Origin of the sequence: Nesterenkonia maliinae (genome assembly GCF_051262655.1) — a bacterium.
In the GTDB taxonomy this organism is placed as follows: Bacteria; Actinomycetota; Actinomycetes; order Actinomycetales; family Micrococcaceae; genus Nesterenkonia.
Map to the genome: position 1 here is coordinate 177416 of NZ_JBIMEY010000006.1, position 16940 is coordinate 194355.

A 16940-nucleotide genomic window follows, 5' to 3' on the forward strand; every position below is an offset into this window, starting at 1 on the left:
CTCGGTCGGGGTATCGGGTCTGGGTCGGTCGGTCACGGGTGGATCATCGCCGGAAGGCCATGTCCTCGGTCAGGGGTCGACGATGCGCCCTATGACCTGTGCCAGCAGGGCGGAGATCCGCGGAGCCGCTTCGCGTCCGGCGTCGAGGACCTCGGTGTGGCTCAGCGGTTCCGGGGAGATCCCGGCCGCCTGGTTGGTGACCAGGGAGATGCCGAAGACCTCCATCCCGGCGGCGCGGGCGGCGATCGCTTCCAGTGCGGTGGACATGCCCACCAGGTCAGCACCGAGGACTCCTGCCATCCGGACCTCGGCGGGAGTCTCATAGTGCGGTCCGGGGAACTGCGCGTAGACGCCATCGGGCAGGTCGGGATCGATCTCCCGGGCCACGGCGCGCAGTCGGGTGGAGTAGAGATCGGTCATGTCCACGAAGTGTGCGCCGCGCAGCGAAGAGGTGCCGGTGAGGTTCAGGTGATCAGAGATCAGCACCGGGGTGCCGGGCTTCCACTGGGGGTTCAGCCCGCCGCAGCCGTTGGTGAGCACCATGGTCGACGCGCCCGCCGCGGCGGCGGTGCGCACGCCGTGGGCGACGGCGTCCACGCCGCGGCCCTCGTAGTAGTGGGTGCGCGCTCCGATGACGAGGACATGCGCTCCGGAATGGGTGCGGATGACCTTGAGCGTTCCGCTGTGCCCCGAGACGCCGGAGGAATGGAAGCCGGGGATCTCCTCGGCGTCGATATCCGCGACGAGCTCGCCGAGCTGGGCGGCGGCGTCACCCCAGCCCGAGCCCAAGGTGCAGGCCAGGTCGATGGAGTCGACCCCCGATTGTGCAAGCAGCGCGCGGGCTGCCTCTTCGGCGCGCAGATTCGCCGGGGCGGTCGGGTCGTTGGTGCGGGTCAGCTCCGGGCGCGGGACCAGGTGGCCTCCGGGTCCGTCGCTGGTCGGGGCACTGTGCTGGGTCTGGACTTTGTTGTGGCTCACAGGGATCAATCTACCGTCTGGGTGGGACACCGGGGCGGGCTGACGCGGTCCGTCGAATCGATGGGCGAAGTCACATCCCCGTGTGGCGTATGACTTTGGTGTCCCGACTCGGCAGAATGGAGCTGTGACTCCAACTAACGTGCAACGACGCTTTGCCCCCGACCGCATCGCCATCCTCGGGGGTGGCCCGGGCGGTTACGAAGCAGCCATGGTCGCCGCCGACGCCGGCGCGGAGGTCACCATCATCGAGGAGAAGGGCCTCGGCGGCTCGGCGGTGCTCACCGACGTCGTCCCCTCCAAGACCTTGATCGCCACGGCCGACGCGATGCGCCGGGTCAATGTCTCACCCTCCTTCGGCGTCCGCTTCGGGGAACACACCAACGGCACCGAGGATGCTGCCGTAGAGGACGCCGATGAGGCTGAGGCCTGGGCCGACTTCTCCAAGGTCAACGAGCGGCTGCTCAAGCTCGCGCACAGCCAGTCCCGCGACATCCGCACCACCCTGGAGTCCTACGGGGTGCGGGTCATCATCGGACGCGGCAGGCTCGTGCCGCCGCACACCATCGAGGTCACCTCCGGTGAACACTCCGGTGAGGAGATCGTGGCCGATGCGGTCATCGTGGCCACCGGCGCCCACCCGCGGGAGCTCGGCTCGGCCAAGCCCGACGGGGAACGCATCTTCAACTGGACCCAGGCCTATAACCTCATCGAGGTCCCGGAGCACATGATCGTCGTCGGCTCCGGCGTGACCGGTGCCGAGTTCGCCTCCGCCTACCGTCGGCTCGGCGCAGAGGTCACGCTTGTCTCCTCTCGGGATCAGGTCCTGCCCGGGGAGGACTCCGACGCCGCCACGGTGCTGGAGAACTCCTTCGAACGGGTCGGGGTCCACGTCGCCTCGCGGACCCGGGCCGAGTCCGTGGAGCGCACCGAGAACGGGGTCGACGTGCGCCTCACCAACGGCGAGGTGCTGCACGGCTCGCACTGCCTGATGGCCGTGGGCGGCATTCCCAACACCGCAGGGATCGGGCTGGAGGAGGCCGGTGTGGAGATCTCCGACTCCGGTCACATCCAGGTGGACACCGTCTCGCGGACCACCGCGAACAACATCTACGCCGCCGGGGACTGCACCGGGGTCATGCCGCTGGCCTCGGTCGCGGCGATGCAGGGCCGCGTGGCCGTGGCCCACATGCAGGGTGAGAGCGTCAAGCCGCTGAAGCTGCACCAGGTCGCCTCCAACGTGTTCACCTCCCCGGAGATCGCCACCGTCGGGGTCACCCAGGAACAGGTCGACTCCGGGAAGTACCAGGCCGACGTGATCAAGCTGGATCTGGCCACCAACGCGCGGGCCAAGATGATGAACATCCGCGAAGGCTTCGTGAAGATCTTCTCGCGGAAGGGCTCCGGCACCGTCATCGGCGCCGTCGTCGTCGCCCCGCGCGCCTCTGAGCTGATCTTCCCGCTCGCCCTGGCCGTCACGCACAAGCTCCACGTCGACGACGTCGCGACCACCTTCACGGTCTACCCGTCGCTGACCGGTTCGATCTCCGAGGCCGCCCGCCGGCTGCACCTTCACGTCACCGACCCAGAGGACTGACCCCGGATGAGCAGCAGCACCGCTGAATCGACTGACCCTGCAGCACCGCGCACCCCCACCGCGGTGGACGCCTTCGCCGAGGACTACTTCGAGCGGCTGCTCGCGCTGAACCCGGAGGAGGCCACGGTGCTCGGCCGCCCGGGGGTCGAGACCGAGTACGCCGACTACTCGCCGACCGGTCGTGAAGAGGTCGCCGCGCTGCAGCGTGAGACGCTGACCCGGCTGGCCCAGCTTCAGCCCGCGGACGACATCGACGCGGTGACGCTGCACGCGATGGCCGAACGCATCGGACTCGACGTGGCGCTGCACGACTCCGGGCGCACCGAGCTGAACAACCTGGCCTCCCCGCCCCAGGGCGTGCGGATGGTCCTGGAGCTGATGCCCGCGCAGACCGAGCAGGACTTCACCCACCTCGCTGGACGACTGAGCAATCTGCCCGCCGCGCTGGACGGATATTGGGCCTCCCTGGTGCACTCCGCCGAGCAGGGTCACGTGCCCGCCCGTCGCCAGGTCGAGGCCGTCGCGCAGCAGTGCCGCAGCTATGCCACCGACGACGGCGCGCTGGCCGGCTACCTGATCAGCGGCCAGCAGGCACAGGTCAGCTCGGCCACGCAGGACGCGCTCGCCGCCGGTACCCAGGCCGCCCAGCAGGCGTACCGGGTGCTGGCCCAGCGCCTCGAGACGGAGCTGCTGCCCCAGGCGCCGGAGATCGACGCGGTGGGCCGCGAGGCCTACAGCCTGCAGAGCCGGTACTTCACCGGCACCACGCTGGACCTCGAGGAGACCTACCGGTGGGGGCTCGAGGAGCTCGCCCGGCTCGTCGCGGCGCAGGAAGCTGTAGCCCAGCAGATCAAGCCCGGCGCCTCCGTCCAGGAGGCCAAGGCGATCCTCGACGCGGATCCCGCCCGGCAGCTCTCCGGCACCGCCGCGCTGCAGGAATGGATGCAGCGACTCTCCGATGAGGCGCTCGCCGCGCTCAAGGACGTGCACTTCGACATCCCGGCCCCCATGGACGTCCTGGAGTGCATGATCGCCCCGACCCAGGACGGCGGGGTCTACTACACCGGACCCAGCGACGACTTCTCCCGGCCGGGCCGGATGTGGTGGTCGGTGCCGCCCGAGGACGAGAGCTTCACCACCTGGACCGAGACCACCACCGTCTACCACGAGGGCGTCCCGGGGCATCACCTGCAGATCGCCACGGCCACCCTGGTGAAGGACCGGCTGAACTCCTGGCGCCGCCACGGCAGCTTCGTCTCGGGCTTCGCCGAGGGCTGGGCCCTCTACGCCGAACAGCTCATGGCCGAGCTGGGCTTCCTCGCCGACCCCGGAGACCTGATGGGGATGTATGACATGCAGCGGATGCGCGCGGCGCGGGTGGTATTCGACATCGGGGTCCACTGCGGCTTCGACGCTCCGGCCGAGTTCGGGAGCCAGACCTGGACCCCTGAGCGGGGCAAGGAGTTCCTTCGCGCCCACCTCCCGATCTCGCCCGCGCAGCTGGACTTCGAGTTCACCCGCTATCTCGGCTGGCCCGGCCAGGCGCCGTCGTACAAGGTTGGTCAGCGGGTCTTCGAGCAGATCCGCGCTGAGCGCGAGGCGGCGGCCCGCCAGGCAGGGGAGACCTTCGACCTTCGGGCCTTCCATACCGAGCTGCTGGCCCTGGGCATGATCGGGCTGGACACGCTGCGATTCGCGATGCGGCCATGAGACTGCTCTCCGGTCGGACCAACGCCTGGCCGGTGAGCCCCGCAGTTCAGACCCCCGCCGGGCGCGTGGAGCTGCGACCGCTCACGCTCCAGGACGAGCACCGCTTCATGGCGCTGCGGGTCCTGAACACCCAGTGGCTGCAGCCCTGGGACGCCACCACCCCTGAAGATCCTGATCCGCGCGACTCGGCATCCAGCTTTCGGCAGATGGCCCGCAATCTGAACCGCAGCGCGCGGTCCGGCACCCACCTGCCCTGGCTGATCTGGTTCACCCCGTCCGGCGAGGCGCCCCGGCTGGTCGGGCAGCTCACCGTGGGTCCGATCGTCGGCGGCTCCGCGCGGACCACGTCACTGGGCTACTGGCTCGATGAGGGACACGCCGGGCAGGGGATCACCCCGATGGCAGTGGCGCTCGCGGTGGACCATCTCTTCTTCGAACGCACTCTGCACCGGGTCGAGATCGCCGTCCGCCCGGAGAACGCCGCCAGCCTGCGGGTCGTGGAGAAGCTGGGGTTCCGTGAAGAGGGACTGCGACTGCGGTTCCTGCACATCCACGGCGCCTGGCGCGATCACCGCTGTTTCGCGCTGACCCGGGAAGAGATCGGCGAAGGGCTTGTGGCGCGTTGCCGCGGATCACAATCCGGTGTCGGTTAGGCTCACTCTGTACTTCATGAAGGGCAGGGGGCCAGAGATGCTGGGCATGGAACACACCGAGAGCGCATTCCTCTCCGCTGTGCAGGGCCTGCCCATCCCCTCTTCCGCGCTCATCGCCCTGATCGCCGTGCTCTTTCTGGGCACCCTGGTCCTGCGCGGACAGCGCCAGGCCAGCAGCTTCGAGGACCTCGAGCCCGCTCACCAGGACACGGCTACGGCCATGCAGGAAACTCCCCAGCAGGCTCCCCCGGCACCTTCGACACGGCCGGCCCGCAGCCCCGCCCACCCCGACACCGACCGAGGGGCGACAATGTCTTCCACCACTGATTCTCCACGCGGCGCTGATTCTTCACGCGGCGTCGCCGGCTCACCCCGCCGGCCATCCGATTTCCACCTGCACTGGGGCCGCACCCTTGTGGCGCTGTTCGGAGTCCTCGCGCTGCTGACCGCCGTGGTCACCGGGATCCTCGCCCCGCTGACCGCCGTGCCCGCCGCAGTGCCGCTCAGCGCCGCCGGGATCTTCCTGCTCTCGCTGGTGACGCTGCGGACCATGGCGGTGCTGAGCCGGCGCAGCCAGCGTCGTGCCCGTGTGCAGTCCGCCATCGAAGAAGCGATGAACCCCCTGCAGAGCGCGCCCTGGGAGAACCCGCCTCACGCCGGTCCCTTCGACGCGCTCAGCTCCGACGACCGCGGAGCCGGCGGGCCGAACTCGCTGCAGCAGGTCGACGAGGACGGACTCCCCGTCGGCCTGGAGCGCACCTTCGGAGCAGAGGTGCAGGCCTCCGGCCCGGTCCTCGGCGAGGCGGCCGAACCGGTCGGTCCCTGGCAGCCGCGCGCCGTCCCGCGCCCGAAGTACCTTGAGCTGGACAAGGCGCAGCGGGTCGAGCCCGAGGCGCTCACGGCGCAGACCCCTGCCCCGCGCGGCGACGTCAAGCTCACCCAGCGCCGATTCCTGGACCCGCAGCCTCCCGCAGAGCAGACACCGGCTGAGCAGACCCCGGCCGCCGGCCACGGGTCGGTCGAGCAGGACCGTGCGGCGGAGCAGCTCAAGGTGCCGAAGCATGACTCCATGAACCTCGACGAAGTGCTCAAGCGCCGGCGCGCCTGATGTCGAAAGGCATGACCTCAGCAGAGCTGGAAGCCAGGCAGCTGGCGTTCATGGAGTCCTACGACGCGCATCCGCCGATCGCCGAGGCCATTCAACACACGGGGGTCTACGCGACCAGCGTGCACCTGGAGTCCCTGCAGCACCGTCCGGGGGCCGGGGTGACCGGGGTCTACCGCGTCGCGACCGGGCGCCCGGTGATGCCGCGGGGCGGACCCGCCGGGGCCTACACCGAGACCTCTGACCATGTGGACGAGCTCTACGTGGGCATGACCACCGAACCGGTGCCCGCCGACGCCGACGGCGTCGTGCAGTCCCACAGTCCCTACGGCCGGCTCTCCATCTGGCAGCACCCGCTGGACCCCTCGCTGCCTGGGCTGCGCATCGCCACCGACCCCGACTCGGTCCGCAATGTCTGGGGCGCGGGACGTGACCTGGTCAGTCTGGAGACCATCAGCTACCGGCCGCTGCGCCGGGCGGTGATCGCCGCAGAGTTCGCCGACGGCACGCGACTGTTCCTGAAGGTCCTGCGCGCCCGTCGCGCCGACCAGCTGCACACCCGCCATCAGCTGCTGCTCGACGCTGGAATCCCCGCCGCCGTGCCGGTGCGTGAGCCGGTGCTCGATGTCGTCGCTCTGCGCGAGGGCACAGGGGAGTCCCTGGCCGAGTACTTCCTCGCCGACGGCGCCGCCGGTGCCGAGCCGGAGCAGTTCATCGAGCTGCTCGAGAAGCTCCCGGCCGAGGTGATGACGCTGCCGGCCCGAGAAGCCTGGACCGACCGGCTCTCCGCCTACGCCACGGCAGCCACCTCCGCGCTGCCCGAGGCCGCCGACCGCATCCGCGCGCTGGTCGAGCACATCAGCGCCGCGCTGCCGAGGACCGATCGAGGCCCCGTGGTCCCCACCCACGGGGACTTCTATGAGGCGAACCTGTTGATGCGCGGGGGAGAGGTCTCTGCGCTGCTCGACGTCGACTCGCTGGGGCCCGGACACCGGGTGGACGACCTGGCCTGCTTCCTGGGCCATCTCGCGGTGCTGCCTGCCGTGGACGCCCGCTACGTCCATGTCCCCGCCGCGTTCCAGCGCTTCGCCGCCGGGTTCTCGGCCACCGTGGATGCGCAGGCGCTGCGCGTGCGCACCGCGTCGGTGGCGCTGTCACTGGTGGCCGGGGCGCGGGACACCCGCAGGCAGCATTGGCAGGCCCAGGCGGAGCACCGACTCAGCTGCGCCGAGGCCGTGGTGGGTCTTCACCCGCCGGACCCGGCGCTGCCGCAGTGGCCGAGGCGCTAGGACCTCATACACCCGGGGCCTGTGTGGCGCTCGACCTCCGCGGCACGGTGCGGCGAAGAAGAGTGCGAAGGAGCCCGCGAGGCTGATCCGGCTCAGGTGACCGGGGTCAGCTGCGCATGCGGCGCTTGAGCCGGGTGAGCTTGCGGCGCAGGTCGGCGGCCGCCTCGGCCTTGCCCTGGCGCATCAGAGCCTCGATCTGACCCTCGAGCGCGTCGGCCATCAGGGTTGGGCTGGCCTCGCGCTCGTCGGTGGACATCCGGAAGATGGCCTCGGCCTCGTCGGCCCGCCCCATCTCCAGCAGGACCTTTGCGGCGAAGACCTCGGCGTCCCCGGCGGAGTCCTCGTCTCCGGCCTCGGTGAAGAGGTCGGCGGCCTCCAGGCCAGCGGCCACCGCCTTGGTCCCGTCGCCCAGGGCGGTCCATCCGCGGGCCAGCGAATCGGTGATGTCGGCGCGCTGCCAGGTGGTGCCGTGCTCTCGGGCCAGCGTGAGCGCCCGGTCCAGGTGGGCGATCCCGGTCTGGTCCTCGGCGCGGGTGAGCAGGTGACCCAGGGAATGCAACGCCTGGAACAGCACCTGAGGGTCCAGATCTTCGCTGTGCTCCACCAGCTCGAGTCCACGTTCGTAGTGGCTGCGGGCCACTTCGAGGCGTTCCAGCGAGGCGGCCAGCGCACCAGCGGCGAGGTGGGCGCGAGCGGACTCATCGGTCTCACCGATCTCGCTGAAGATCTCCGCCGCCTCGTTCCAGTGCGACATCGCCTCCAACGGGCGCTTCAGATGCGTCACCGCGTGACCGAGCCCCATCAGCGCCCGAGCCCGGGTGGAGCGATCGTCCTCGGATCCGCCCAGTCGCACTGACAGCGCATCAAGGACCTTCTCGGCCTCGGGGTAGTCGTCCAGCTCCAGGAGCTGCTGTCCCAGCGCCAGGCTCAGCAGCCTGGATTCGCGGAACTCGCCGAGCTCGGCCTGCTGCACAGCGACCCGCCAGGCGAGGACCGAGGCCTCGCCGTCGTCCTCTTCTCCGGTCAGCCCCGCGAGCAGCGCGGCGGCTGAGGCGGCGCCCTTGCGCACCCTGGCGGCGGCGTAGAGCTCGACCGAGCGCAGCGCGGACTCGATGGCGGCGAGGTTGCGGTCTTCATGATGGTGGACCGTGGCCTGCAGCATCGCCATCGCGCCGTGCACCGCGCGATTCGCCGGAGCGCCGAGCACCAGCTCAGCAGTCTTCAGCGCCTGAGTGGTCTCGCCGGAGAGCAGCAGGGTATGGGCCAGGAACATCCGTGCCCCGGCCAGCGCCTCGGGCCGGTCCAGAGTAGTCAGGATGGTGCAGGTCTCCTGCACCAGCGGCAGGGTGGGCTCGGGGCCCTCGTCCTGGAGGCGGCGCACCGCCAAGGAGGAGAGCACATCGGCGAGCTCCACGGAGACCTGGCCGGAGGACTGGTCCTCGGCGCGCAGGTCCTCCGCGACCCGGGCGAGGATCTCCCCTTCGACCCGATCGGGTTCCCTCAGCAGCATCGCGCCGAGGTCGGCTTCGACCCGGGCCTGACGGAACCGGCCCAGCTCGCGCAGCAGGCTCAGCCGGGCAGCGATGAACGGAGCGGCGGCGGCAGAGTCTCCGCGCATCTCGTGGACGCCGGCGAGGATGCGCAGCAGCATCAGCCGGTTCTCCGGATCGTCTCCACCGGGGGAGCTCAGACCGGCTTCGGCGGCCTCGGCGGCCGAGCGGTAGCGTTCGCCGTAGGCACCCTCGTAGGCGAGGTCGAGCCATCCGGCGGCATCGGCGGCGGGCACAGTCGTGCCACCGGCGGCCTCGAGGAGTGCCGTCAGACGCGGAATCAGCGGACTCGTCATCTCCACCAGACTAGCGCCGATCCGGCGCCGTCGTAGAATGACGCTCATGACTTTTTCCCCTGTGGCGCCTCGGCGTACCCGCCGCGTCTCGGGGATCACCGCTGTCACCGCGGCCGCCGTGTTGGCGGTGACGGGCTGTTCGCCCCCGCCGCCGGCGGAGGAGCCCACCGGCAGCGCCGCGGAGCGCGCCTGGACCATCGCCGTCGGAGAGCACCCGCTGGATCGGACCATCGCTAACGTCTACGCCCTGGCGCTGAACTCCCGCAACACGCCCGCAGTGGTGGAGAACTCAGATCGCGGCCCCGGTGCCGCGGTCACCGCAGACGAGAGCGATCTGGTCATTGGCCGGTCCATGGCCTTGGCCCGGGAGCTGGACCCTGAGGCCTTCGGCGAGCTGGAGCAGCCCAGCTCGGCGGAGCTGCTCGGCCTGATAGAAGACAGCCTCGACGAGGACGCGCAGCTGTTGGAACCCTCGTCGGCGGTGCTCGGCAGCTCCCTGGTGATCACCTCGATCACCGCCGAGCTCAACGACATCGCCACCGAGGGGGAGGTGGATGACCCCGCCTTCGCCGAGGCCTGCGACGAGCTGCGCATCGGGGTGCGCCCGGATCTTCCGGCGCCGAGGCCGCTGCTGGCCGAGGTCTATGACTGCGAGCCCGCCGAGATCGTCGTCGCGGGGGAGACCGACCTGATCAACGCCGTGATCACCGCCGAGCTCGACGCCGCGATCGTCACGACCTCACACCCCGGCATCGAGGAGCAGGCGCTCATCGCACTCACCGACGCCGAGCGCGCCTTCCCGCAGGAGCAGTTCGTCCCGGTGGTCTCCTCGGAGGTCGCCGAGGAGGTCCCCGGCGTGGCCGTGGAGCTGGCACAGGCGCTGAACGAGGACGCCCTGGTCACGCTGCGCCGACTGGTCGACGGCGAGCAGGGGCTGAGCCCGCAGGAGGCCGCCGAGTACTGGCTGGTCCAGGAAGGCTTCGTCGCGGAGCCCGAGGACTGGGGCTGAGCAGGCGCTGAGCAGGGGTCACCCCGAGTGGCGCAACGCGCCGAAAAAGATTCGTGGTCGTAACGTCCCGGCACAGAGTCCGGCATAAGGCACAATCTGGTCATGGAGGAATTCGAGGACTTCACACAGGCCCAGAAGCTTCGCAACGTGCGGTACGACGTGCGCGGCCCCATCGCAGTAGAAGCCGCACGGCTCGAGCGAGCGGGACACCGGATCACCAAGCTGAACATCGGCAATATGGCGCCGTTCGGCTTCGACGCGCCGGACTCGATCCTGGTGGACATGATCAAGAACCTTCCCAGCTCCCAGGGCTACTCCGAGTCCCAGGGCATCTACTCGGCGCGCACCGCGGTCGCCCAGTACTACCAGTCCCGCGGCATGCGCGAGGCCGAGGTCTCCGATGTGATCCTGGGCAACGGCGTCTCCGAGCTGATCACCATGGTGCTGCAGGCGCTGATCAACCCCGGCGACGAGGTGCTCATCCCCGCCCCGGACTACCCACTGTGGACGGCGATCACCACCTTGTGCAGCGGGCGCGCCGTGCACTACATCTGTGACGAGGAGAACCAGTGGTGGCCGGACCCGGAAGAGGTCGAGTCCAAGGTGACCGACCGGACCAAGGCTCTGGTGCTGATCAACCCGAACAACCCTACCGGCGCGGTCTACCCGCGCGAGATCCTCGAGGCGATGGTCGACATCGCCCGGCGGCACAACCTGATCCTGCTTTCAGACGAGATCTACGAGAAGATCACCTTCGACGACGCCGAGATGATCAACGCGTGCACGCTCTCCGACGACGTCTTCACGATCACCTTCTCCGGGCTCTCCAAGACCTGGCGCGTGGCGGGCTTCCGCTCGGGCTGGCTGTACATGTCGGGACCCAAGCACCGGGCCAAGAACTACATCGAGGGTCTGAACCTGATGTCGAACCTGCGCATGTGCCCCAACGTCCCGGCCCAGCATGCGATCCAGACCGCGCTCGGCGGTTATCAGTCGGTGGAGGAGTTCATCCGTCCCGGCGGCAGGCTCTATGAGCAGCGCAACGTCGCCCATAAGCTGCTTGCCGAGATCGAAGGTGTGGACGTCCACCAGGCCGACGGCGCGCTCTACCTCTTCCCCCGGCTGGACCCGAAGATCTACCCGATCCAGAACGACGAGACCTTCGTGATGGAGCTGCTGCGTCAGCAGAAGATCCTGGTCTCCCACGGCCGGGCGTTCAACTGGATCGACGACAACCACTTCCGGCTGGTGTCCCTGCCGCCGGTGGAGGAGCTCGAAGAGGCCATCGCGGGAATCGCAGACTTCCTCGCCTCCTACCGCGACGCGTTCGCCCGAGCCTGACCGCAGCGCGGGCCCAGGCTCCGTCCGCGCGGAACCGTGCGGAACCGTGCGCCGCAGGATTCGCGCGCGAAACGCAACGCGACCGTACGGTGCGACGTTCAGCATGTGAAACGACAGGGGCTTTCACACCTCGGAAGGTGCAGGATAGGACAGTGCGTAACTCCAGGATGCAGGAATTCGAAGACTTCACCCAGTCGCCCAAGCTTCAGGACGTCCGGTACGACGTGCGTGGACCGATCGCGCAGGAGGCCGCCCGGCTGGAGCGTGAAGGTCACGCGATCACCCGGCTGAACATCGGCAACCCCGCGCCCTTCGGCTTCGAGGCGCCGGACTCGATCCGGATGGCGATGATCAGCAACCTCCACGACGCCCAGGGCTACTCGGACTCCCAGGGCATCTACTCCGCACGGATCGCCGTCGCCCAGTACTACCAGGCGCGTGGGATGACCGAGGCGGATCCCGCGGACATCTATCTCGGCAACGGGGTCTCCGAGCTGATCTCGATGGTGCTCCAGGCGCTGTTGGCGCCCGGAGACGAGGTGCTCATCCCCGCTCCGGACTACCCGCTCTGGACCGGCGCGACGACCCTGGCCGGCGGCCGGGCAGTGCACTACATCTGCGATGAGGACAACAGCTGGTGGCCGGACCCTGCCGAGATCGAGTCGAAGGTGACCGACCGGACCAAGGCTCTGGTCATCATCAACCCGAACAATCCCACCGGTGCGGTCTACCCGCGGGAGATCCTCGAGGCGATGGTCGACATCTGCCGGCGGCACAACCTGATGCTGCTCTCGGATGAGATCTACGAGAACATCACCTTCGACGACGCCGAGATGGTCAACGCCTGCACGCTCTCCGACGATGTCTTCACGATCACCTTCTCCGGGCTCTCCAAGACCTGGCGCGTGGCCGGCTTCCGCTCCGGGTGGATCTTCGTCTCCGGGCCGACCCACCGGGCGAAGAACTACATGGAGGGGCTGACCCTTCTGATGAACATGCGCATGTGCGCCAACGTGCCGGCCCAACACGCGATCCAGGCTGCCCTGGGCGGACACCAGTCCATCCAGGACCTGATCGATCCGGGCGGGCGACTCTTCGAACAGCGCGAGACCGCGTACCGGCTGCTTCGTGAGATCGAGGGGGTCCAGGTGCATCAGGCCGACGGCGCGCTCTACCTCTTCCCGCGGCTGGACCCGGAGATCTACCCCATCGAGAACGACGAGAAGTTCGTCATCGAGCTGCTGCGTCAGCAGAAGATCCTGGTCTCTCACGGGCGGGCGTTCAACTGGATCGACGACAACCACTTCCGGCTGGTGACCCTGCCCGGCGTGGAAGATCTCGAGCACGCCATCGCCGGGATCGCGGAGTTCCTCGCGGACTACCGCGACGCCGCGACCCGCGCCTGAGCCGCTCGAACCCGTCGCTGGCGGGGTCGTCCTCGCCAGCGGCGTGTGACGGCGCGGCGGCCCTAGCGGTCCTCGGTCAGCTCCACGCGGACCTCTTCAAGGCGGGTCCGCGCGCCGTCGAGCCACCGCTCGCACCGGTCGGCCAGTGCTTCCCCGCGCTGCCACAGGGCCAGTGACTCCTCCAGCGGGGCGCCGCCGGTCTCGAGCTTGGTCACCACTGAGATGAGCTCTTCGCGGGCCCGCTCGTAGCTCATGGTCTCGATGTCTTCGGTCTGCGCGGTGCTGAACTCGGTGGACCTCGTGGTCTGGGTCTGTGTGGTGCTGGCGTCTTCGCTCATGGCGCTGCCTCTCGATTCTGGGTCTGTGCGGTCTCTGATGTTTCATCTGCCGAGGAGGCCTGCCCCGCAGGGGCGGCACCGCGGTCCTCGGGGTAGATCTCTTCGGCGCGGGCGGTCAGCTCGCCGGAGGCGACCATGATGCTCAGCGGGTCCCCGGGGGACACCGTGGCGGCATCGCGCAGCACGTCCCAGCGCGCATCGGCCTGGGTCTGCACCACCGCGTATCCGCGGTCGAGGGTGGACTGCGGGGAGAGCGACCGGACCCGAGCCCGGGTCTGCGCGACCCAGTCGGTGCCGCGGCGCACCGCGGTCTCCATGCCGAAGAGCGAGCGACGGCGCAGCATCAGCAGCTCCTGAGCGCGTCCGGTGATCATGTCCTGGGGCTGGGCGAGCACCGGGCGGGAGCGCAGCGTGGTCAGCCATTCCGTCTCCCGGCCGATGAGCCGTTCGACGCCGGCGGACATGCGCTCCCGTGCGTGGGTGAGCTGATCGCGCTCCTGGGCCTCGTCGACCACCAGCAGCTTCGCCGCACCGGTGGGGGTGGAGGCGCGCATGTCGGCGACCTCGTCGAGCAGCGGGCGGTCCGCCTCATGGCCGATCGCCGAGACCACCGGGGTGTGCGCGGCGGCCACGGCGCGGATCAGCCGCTCGTCCGAGAACGGCAGCACGACCTCCTCCAGGGCGCCGCCGCCGCGAGCGATCACGATGACCTCCACGTCCGGGTCCGCGTCGAGCTGCGCCAGTGCCGCCGCGACCTCCTGGGGTGCGGTGGGTCCCTGGGTCGCGACCTCACGGATCTCGAACTGGGCGGCGGCCCAGCGGGCGTGGGTGTTGCGCAGGATGTCCTTCAAGGCGTCGGAGTTCCGCCCGGTGATCAGTCCGATCCGCAGCGGCAGCACCGGCAGCGGCTTCTTCCGATCGACCCGGAACAGACCCTCTGCGGCCAGGCGCTGCTTGAGCTGCTCGATCCGGGCCAGCAGGTCGCCGAGCCCCACGGGCTTCATCTGCTGGGCCACCAGGGACAGCCGACCGGACTTCTCGTACAGGTTCGGCTTCACCAGGGCGACGACGCGGGATCCAGGCTGGACGGTGCCGTTGAGGCTGCCGGCCACCGCGCGCCAGGCCACCGTGGAGAAGGACACCTCCTGCTCCAGATCCCGCAGGGTCATCCAGGCGTTGCCGTTGCGCAGGTTGAACTCCACCAGCTGGCCCTCGACCCAGGTGGGCGGTGCGGCTTCGATGTGGGCCTTGAGCTTTCCGGAGTAGGTGCTCAGCGGCCACGGCGTCTCCGCCGAAGTGTCCTGCGCCTGTGCCGGCTCGCTCATGTCCTGCCCTCGATCATCGACGGTCTCCCCGGAAGGTTCGCTATGGTGCTTACAGCCTATGCCACCGGACTGACATGGATGAAGGAGTTCCCCACATGCGCCAGGTGCTCAGTGTGATCTCGCTGCTGCTCGCCGCCGTGCTCGCCGCGACGGCGCTGGCAGGGTTCCAGATCAACCAGCTGCTGCGGGAGCAGGAACCCATCACGCAGATCGCCGGGGACCTTCCGGAGCAGGAGGGGTTCAGTGCGCTGGTCTCTGAGACCCTGATGACCGAGCTGGAGTCTGAGCTTCCCGGGGGCCTCACGAATCTGCTCGGCGATGCGGCCGACTCCACGGTGGACTCCATCGTCGATTCGATGCTGGAGAACGACGGTGTCGACGCGGCCTGGGACGAGACCCTGCAGGGGACCCGGGCCGACTACACCGCACAGCTGGAGACCCTGTTCGAGCAGGGGACCACCGGTGACGCCGGCGACCTGGACCTCCCGGTGGATCTGAGTCCCATGTCGGAAGCCATGACGGAGCCGCTGCGTGAGGGCCTGGACGCCGCGCTGGGCTGGCTGCCCTTCGTGGACACCTCCAGCTTCGAGTTCCTCGCGCCGGAGCTGGTGGTGGACATCGAAGCCACCCTCGGTGAGGGCGCAGACCCCTATACCTGGGCGCTGCTGGCGGAGGTGAGCAGACATTGGCTGGTGCTCGCCGTCTCCGCCGGGGTGCTGGCTGTGCTGGGACTGCTCCTGGGGCCGGGTCGCAGCCGGTGGGTGGCGCTGACCCTCGGCGGCCTGCTCGCCGTGGGTCTGGGGCTCCTGGGCGTCTTCGCGATCTCCGCTCCGGAGTTCGGCGCGGTGGCCGGTGAGGCCAACGCGGCGCTGGCGACCCATGTCCAGGCACGTTTCACCGAGTGGGCCCAGCCGGCCTGGTGGATCTTCAGCGGGGCGGCGGGCGCCGTCGTCGTCGTCGGGCTGCTTGGCAGCGTGGCCGCCCGGAGCAGCCGACGGCAGAGTCCGCACCGAGCCGTCGACCGCTGAGCGCGCGGCAGACAGGGCGGCCCAGCAGGCAGTCCGCGACGGTGTGAGCCGGCTTGCGCTCACGGCGTCAACCGGGGACATGGTGTGACGGCCCCAGGTACCCGCCGGTAGACTCGGGCGCATGACTTCCACTGCCACCGCCCCCGACGCTCCGGCCCGGCGACAGCACATCGCTGTCCCCATGCCGATGGTGCCCCGCCGGCGCCGCAGCCCCGAGGAAGTGGCCGCAGAGTCCACCTTCACCGGTCCGCGCAAGGTGCTGCTCGCGGCGCCGCGCGGCTACTGTGCCGGGGTGGACCGGGCCGTGATCGCCGTGGAGAAGGCGCTGGACACCTACGGCGCGCCGATCTACGTGCGCAAAGAGATCGTGCACAACCGCCACGTGGTCGAGACCCTTCAGGAGAAGGGCGTGATCTTCGTCGAAGAGGCTGATGAGGTGCCCGAGGGCGCCATGCTCGTCTTCTCCGCCCACGGAGTCTCTCCGGCGGTCAAGGACCTGGCCGAGAGCCGGAACCTGCAGACCATCGACGCGACCTGCCCGCTGGTCACCAAGGTCCACCGCGAAGCCGTGCGCTTCGCGCGGGATGACTACGAGATCCTGCTGATCGGGCACGAAGGCCACGAAGAGGTCGAGGGCACCTACGGCGAGGCGCCGGAGAACACCACGATCGTCAACGGACCCTGGGAGGTCGACGATCTCCAGGTGCGCAACCCAGATCAGCTGATCTGGCTCTCACAGACCACCCTCTCGGTGGACGAGACCATGGAGACCGTGCAGAAGCTGCGCGAGCGCTTCCCCAAGCTGCAGGATCCGCCCTCGGACGACATCTGCTACGCCACCTCGAACCGGCAGGCCGCGATCAAGAAGGTCGCGCCGCAGTCGGATCTGGTGATCGTGGTCGGCTCCGAGAACTCCTCGAACTCCGTCCGGCTCAAAGAGGTCGCCAAGGAATACGGTGCAGCCCGTGCCGAGCGGGTGGACTACGCCAACCAGGTCGACGAGGCCTGGTTCCAGGACGCCGCCACCATCGGGGTCACCTCCGGCGCCTCCGTGCCCGAGGTCCTGGTCGATGACGTCCTGCGGCTGCTCGCCGACTACGGCTACGGGCAGGTCGAGGAAGTCGTCACCGCCCAGGAGGACATCGTGTTCTCGCTGCCCAAGGAGATCCGCAAGGCGCTCACCCAGGCAGGACACGACGACGTCGGCCGCGGCGGCCGCAAGTCCAGCGCCTGCTCCACCAGCTGAGCCACTGGCCCCCGATCCTGCGGCCAGGGATGCCGGGCGGATCCAGCCCGACCGGGTGACGCCTCGCGTGAC

At 69.4% G+C, this 16940-nt stretch carries 14 protein-coding genes; 10 read left to right on the forward strand and 4 right to left on the reverse strand.

Features of this window, described 5'->3' with window-relative positions:
• Window positions 1-69: 69 nt before the first annotated feature.
• On the reverse strand, window positions 70-897 hold the full coding sequence (locus tag ACHAA4_RS11805; RefSeq protein ID WP_435774403.1) for a purine-nucleoside phosphorylase: 828 nt from the start codon (window positions 895-897) through the stop codon (window positions 70-72).
• Between the two features lie 205 nt (window positions 898-1102).
• Here ACHAA4_RS11805 and ACHAA4_RS11810 point away from each other — a divergent pair, with 205 nt between their 5' ends.
• Genes ACHAA4_RS11810 through ACHAA4_RS11830 form a run of 5 tightly spaced genes read left to right on the forward strand, consistent with a single transcriptional unit; the run spans window position 1103 to window position 7329 of the window.
• On the forward strand, window positions 1103-2572 hold the full coding sequence (locus tag ACHAA4_RS11810; protein ID WP_435774368.1) for an NAD(P)H-quinone dehydrogenase: 1470 nt from the start codon (window positions 1103-1105) through the stop codon (window positions 2570-2572).
• Window positions 2573-2578: 6 nt separating this feature from the next.
• Window positions 2579-4282, forward strand: coding sequence for a DUF885 domain-containing protein (locus ACHAA4_RS11815; protein ID WP_435774369.1), 1704 nt, complete (start codon window positions 2579-2581; stop codon window positions 4280-4282).
• Window positions 4279-4935 (forward strand): GNAT family N-acetyltransferase, encoded by a 657-nt coding sequence (locus ACHAA4_RS11820; RefSeq protein ID WP_435774370.1) that lies wholly within the window; start codon window positions 4279-4281, stop codon window positions 4933-4935. Before ACHAA4_RS11815 ends, ACHAA4_RS11820 begins: the two co-directional genes overlap by 4 nt.
• Window positions 4936-4951: 16 nt before the next feature.
• The gene (locus ACHAA4_RS11825; RefSeq protein WP_435774371.1) at window positions 4952-6043 is read left to right on the forward strand and encodes a hypothetical protein; all 1092 of its coding nucleotides are present in this window, start codon (window positions 4952-4954) and stop codon (window positions 6041-6043) included.
• 11 nt (window positions 6044-6054) lie between these two features.
• Window positions 6055-7329: a phosphotransferase gene (locus ACHAA4_RS11830; RefSeq protein WP_435774372.1), complete on the forward strand. Its 1275-nt coding sequence runs from the start codon at window positions 6055-6057 to the stop codon at window positions 7327-7329.
• Between the two features lie 106 nt (window positions 7330-7435).
• Here ACHAA4_RS11830 and ACHAA4_RS11835 read toward each other — a convergent pair whose 3' ends face one another.
• Entirely contained in the window at window positions 7436-9175 is a 1740-nt protein-coding gene (locus tag ACHAA4_RS11835) for a tetratricopeptide repeat protein (RefSeq protein WP_435774373.1), read from the reverse strand.
• Window positions 9176-9221: 46 nt separating this feature from the next.
• On the opposite strand from ACHAA4_RS11835, the gene ACHAA4_RS11840 reads away from it, so the two are divergent.
• The 3 genes from ACHAA4_RS11840 to ACHAA4_RS11850 all read left to right on the forward strand — a co-directional run bounded on the left by ACHAA4_RS11840 (window position 9222) and on the right by ACHAA4_RS11850 (window position 12931).
• Window positions 9222-10184, forward strand: coding sequence for a glycine betaine ABC transporter substrate-binding protein (locus ACHAA4_RS11840; protein ID WP_435774374.1), 963 nt, complete (start codon window positions 9222-9224; stop codon window positions 10182-10184).
• A 102-nt stretch (window positions 10185-10286) separates the two neighbouring features.
• Complete coding sequence (locus tag ACHAA4_RS11845; protein ID WP_435774375.1) at window positions 10287-11525, forward strand: pyridoxal phosphate-dependent aminotransferase; 1239 nt, start codon at window positions 10287-10289, stop codon at window positions 11523-11525.
• A gap of 167 nt (window positions 11526-11692) precedes the next feature.
• Window positions 11693-12931, forward strand: a complete 1239-nt coding sequence (locus ACHAA4_RS11850) for a pyridoxal phosphate-dependent aminotransferase (protein ID WP_435774404.1) — start codon at window positions 11693-11695, stop codon at window positions 12929-12931.
• Window positions 12932-12993: 62 nt separating this feature from the next.
• Here ACHAA4_RS11850 and ACHAA4_RS11855 read toward each other — a convergent pair whose 3' ends face one another.
• Both ACHAA4_RS11855 and xseA read right to left on the reverse strand, forming a co-directional pair.
• On the reverse strand, window positions 12994-13269 hold the full coding sequence (locus ACHAA4_RS11855; RefSeq protein ID WP_435774376.1) for an exodeoxyribonuclease VII small subunit: 276 nt from the start codon (window positions 13267-13269) through the stop codon (window positions 12994-12996).
• A complete protein-coding gene (gene xseA, locus ACHAA4_RS11860) occupies window positions 13266-14594 on the reverse strand; it encodes an exodeoxyribonuclease VII large subunit (RefSeq protein ID WP_435774377.1) in 1329 nt (442 codons plus the stop codon). The genes ACHAA4_RS11855 and xseA overlap by 4 nt, the downstream gene beginning before the upstream one ends.
• A 95-nt stretch (window positions 14595-14689) precedes the next feature.
• On the opposite strand from xseA, the gene ACHAA4_RS11865 reads away from it, so the two are divergent.
• Together ACHAA4_RS11865 and ACHAA4_RS11870 are read left to right on the forward strand one after the other, a co-directional pair.
• Complete coding sequence (locus tag ACHAA4_RS11865) at window positions 14690-15622, forward strand: hypothetical protein (protein ID WP_435774378.1); 933 nt, start codon at window positions 14690-14692, stop codon at window positions 15620-15622.
• 121 nt (window positions 15623-15743) lie between these two features.
• On the forward strand, window positions 15744-16868 hold the full coding sequence (locus ACHAA4_RS11870; protein WP_435774379.1) for a 4-hydroxy-3-methylbut-2-enyl diphosphate reductase: 1125 nt from the start codon (window positions 15744-15746) through the stop codon (window positions 16866-16868).
• Window positions 16869-16940 lie beyond the last annotated feature (72 nt).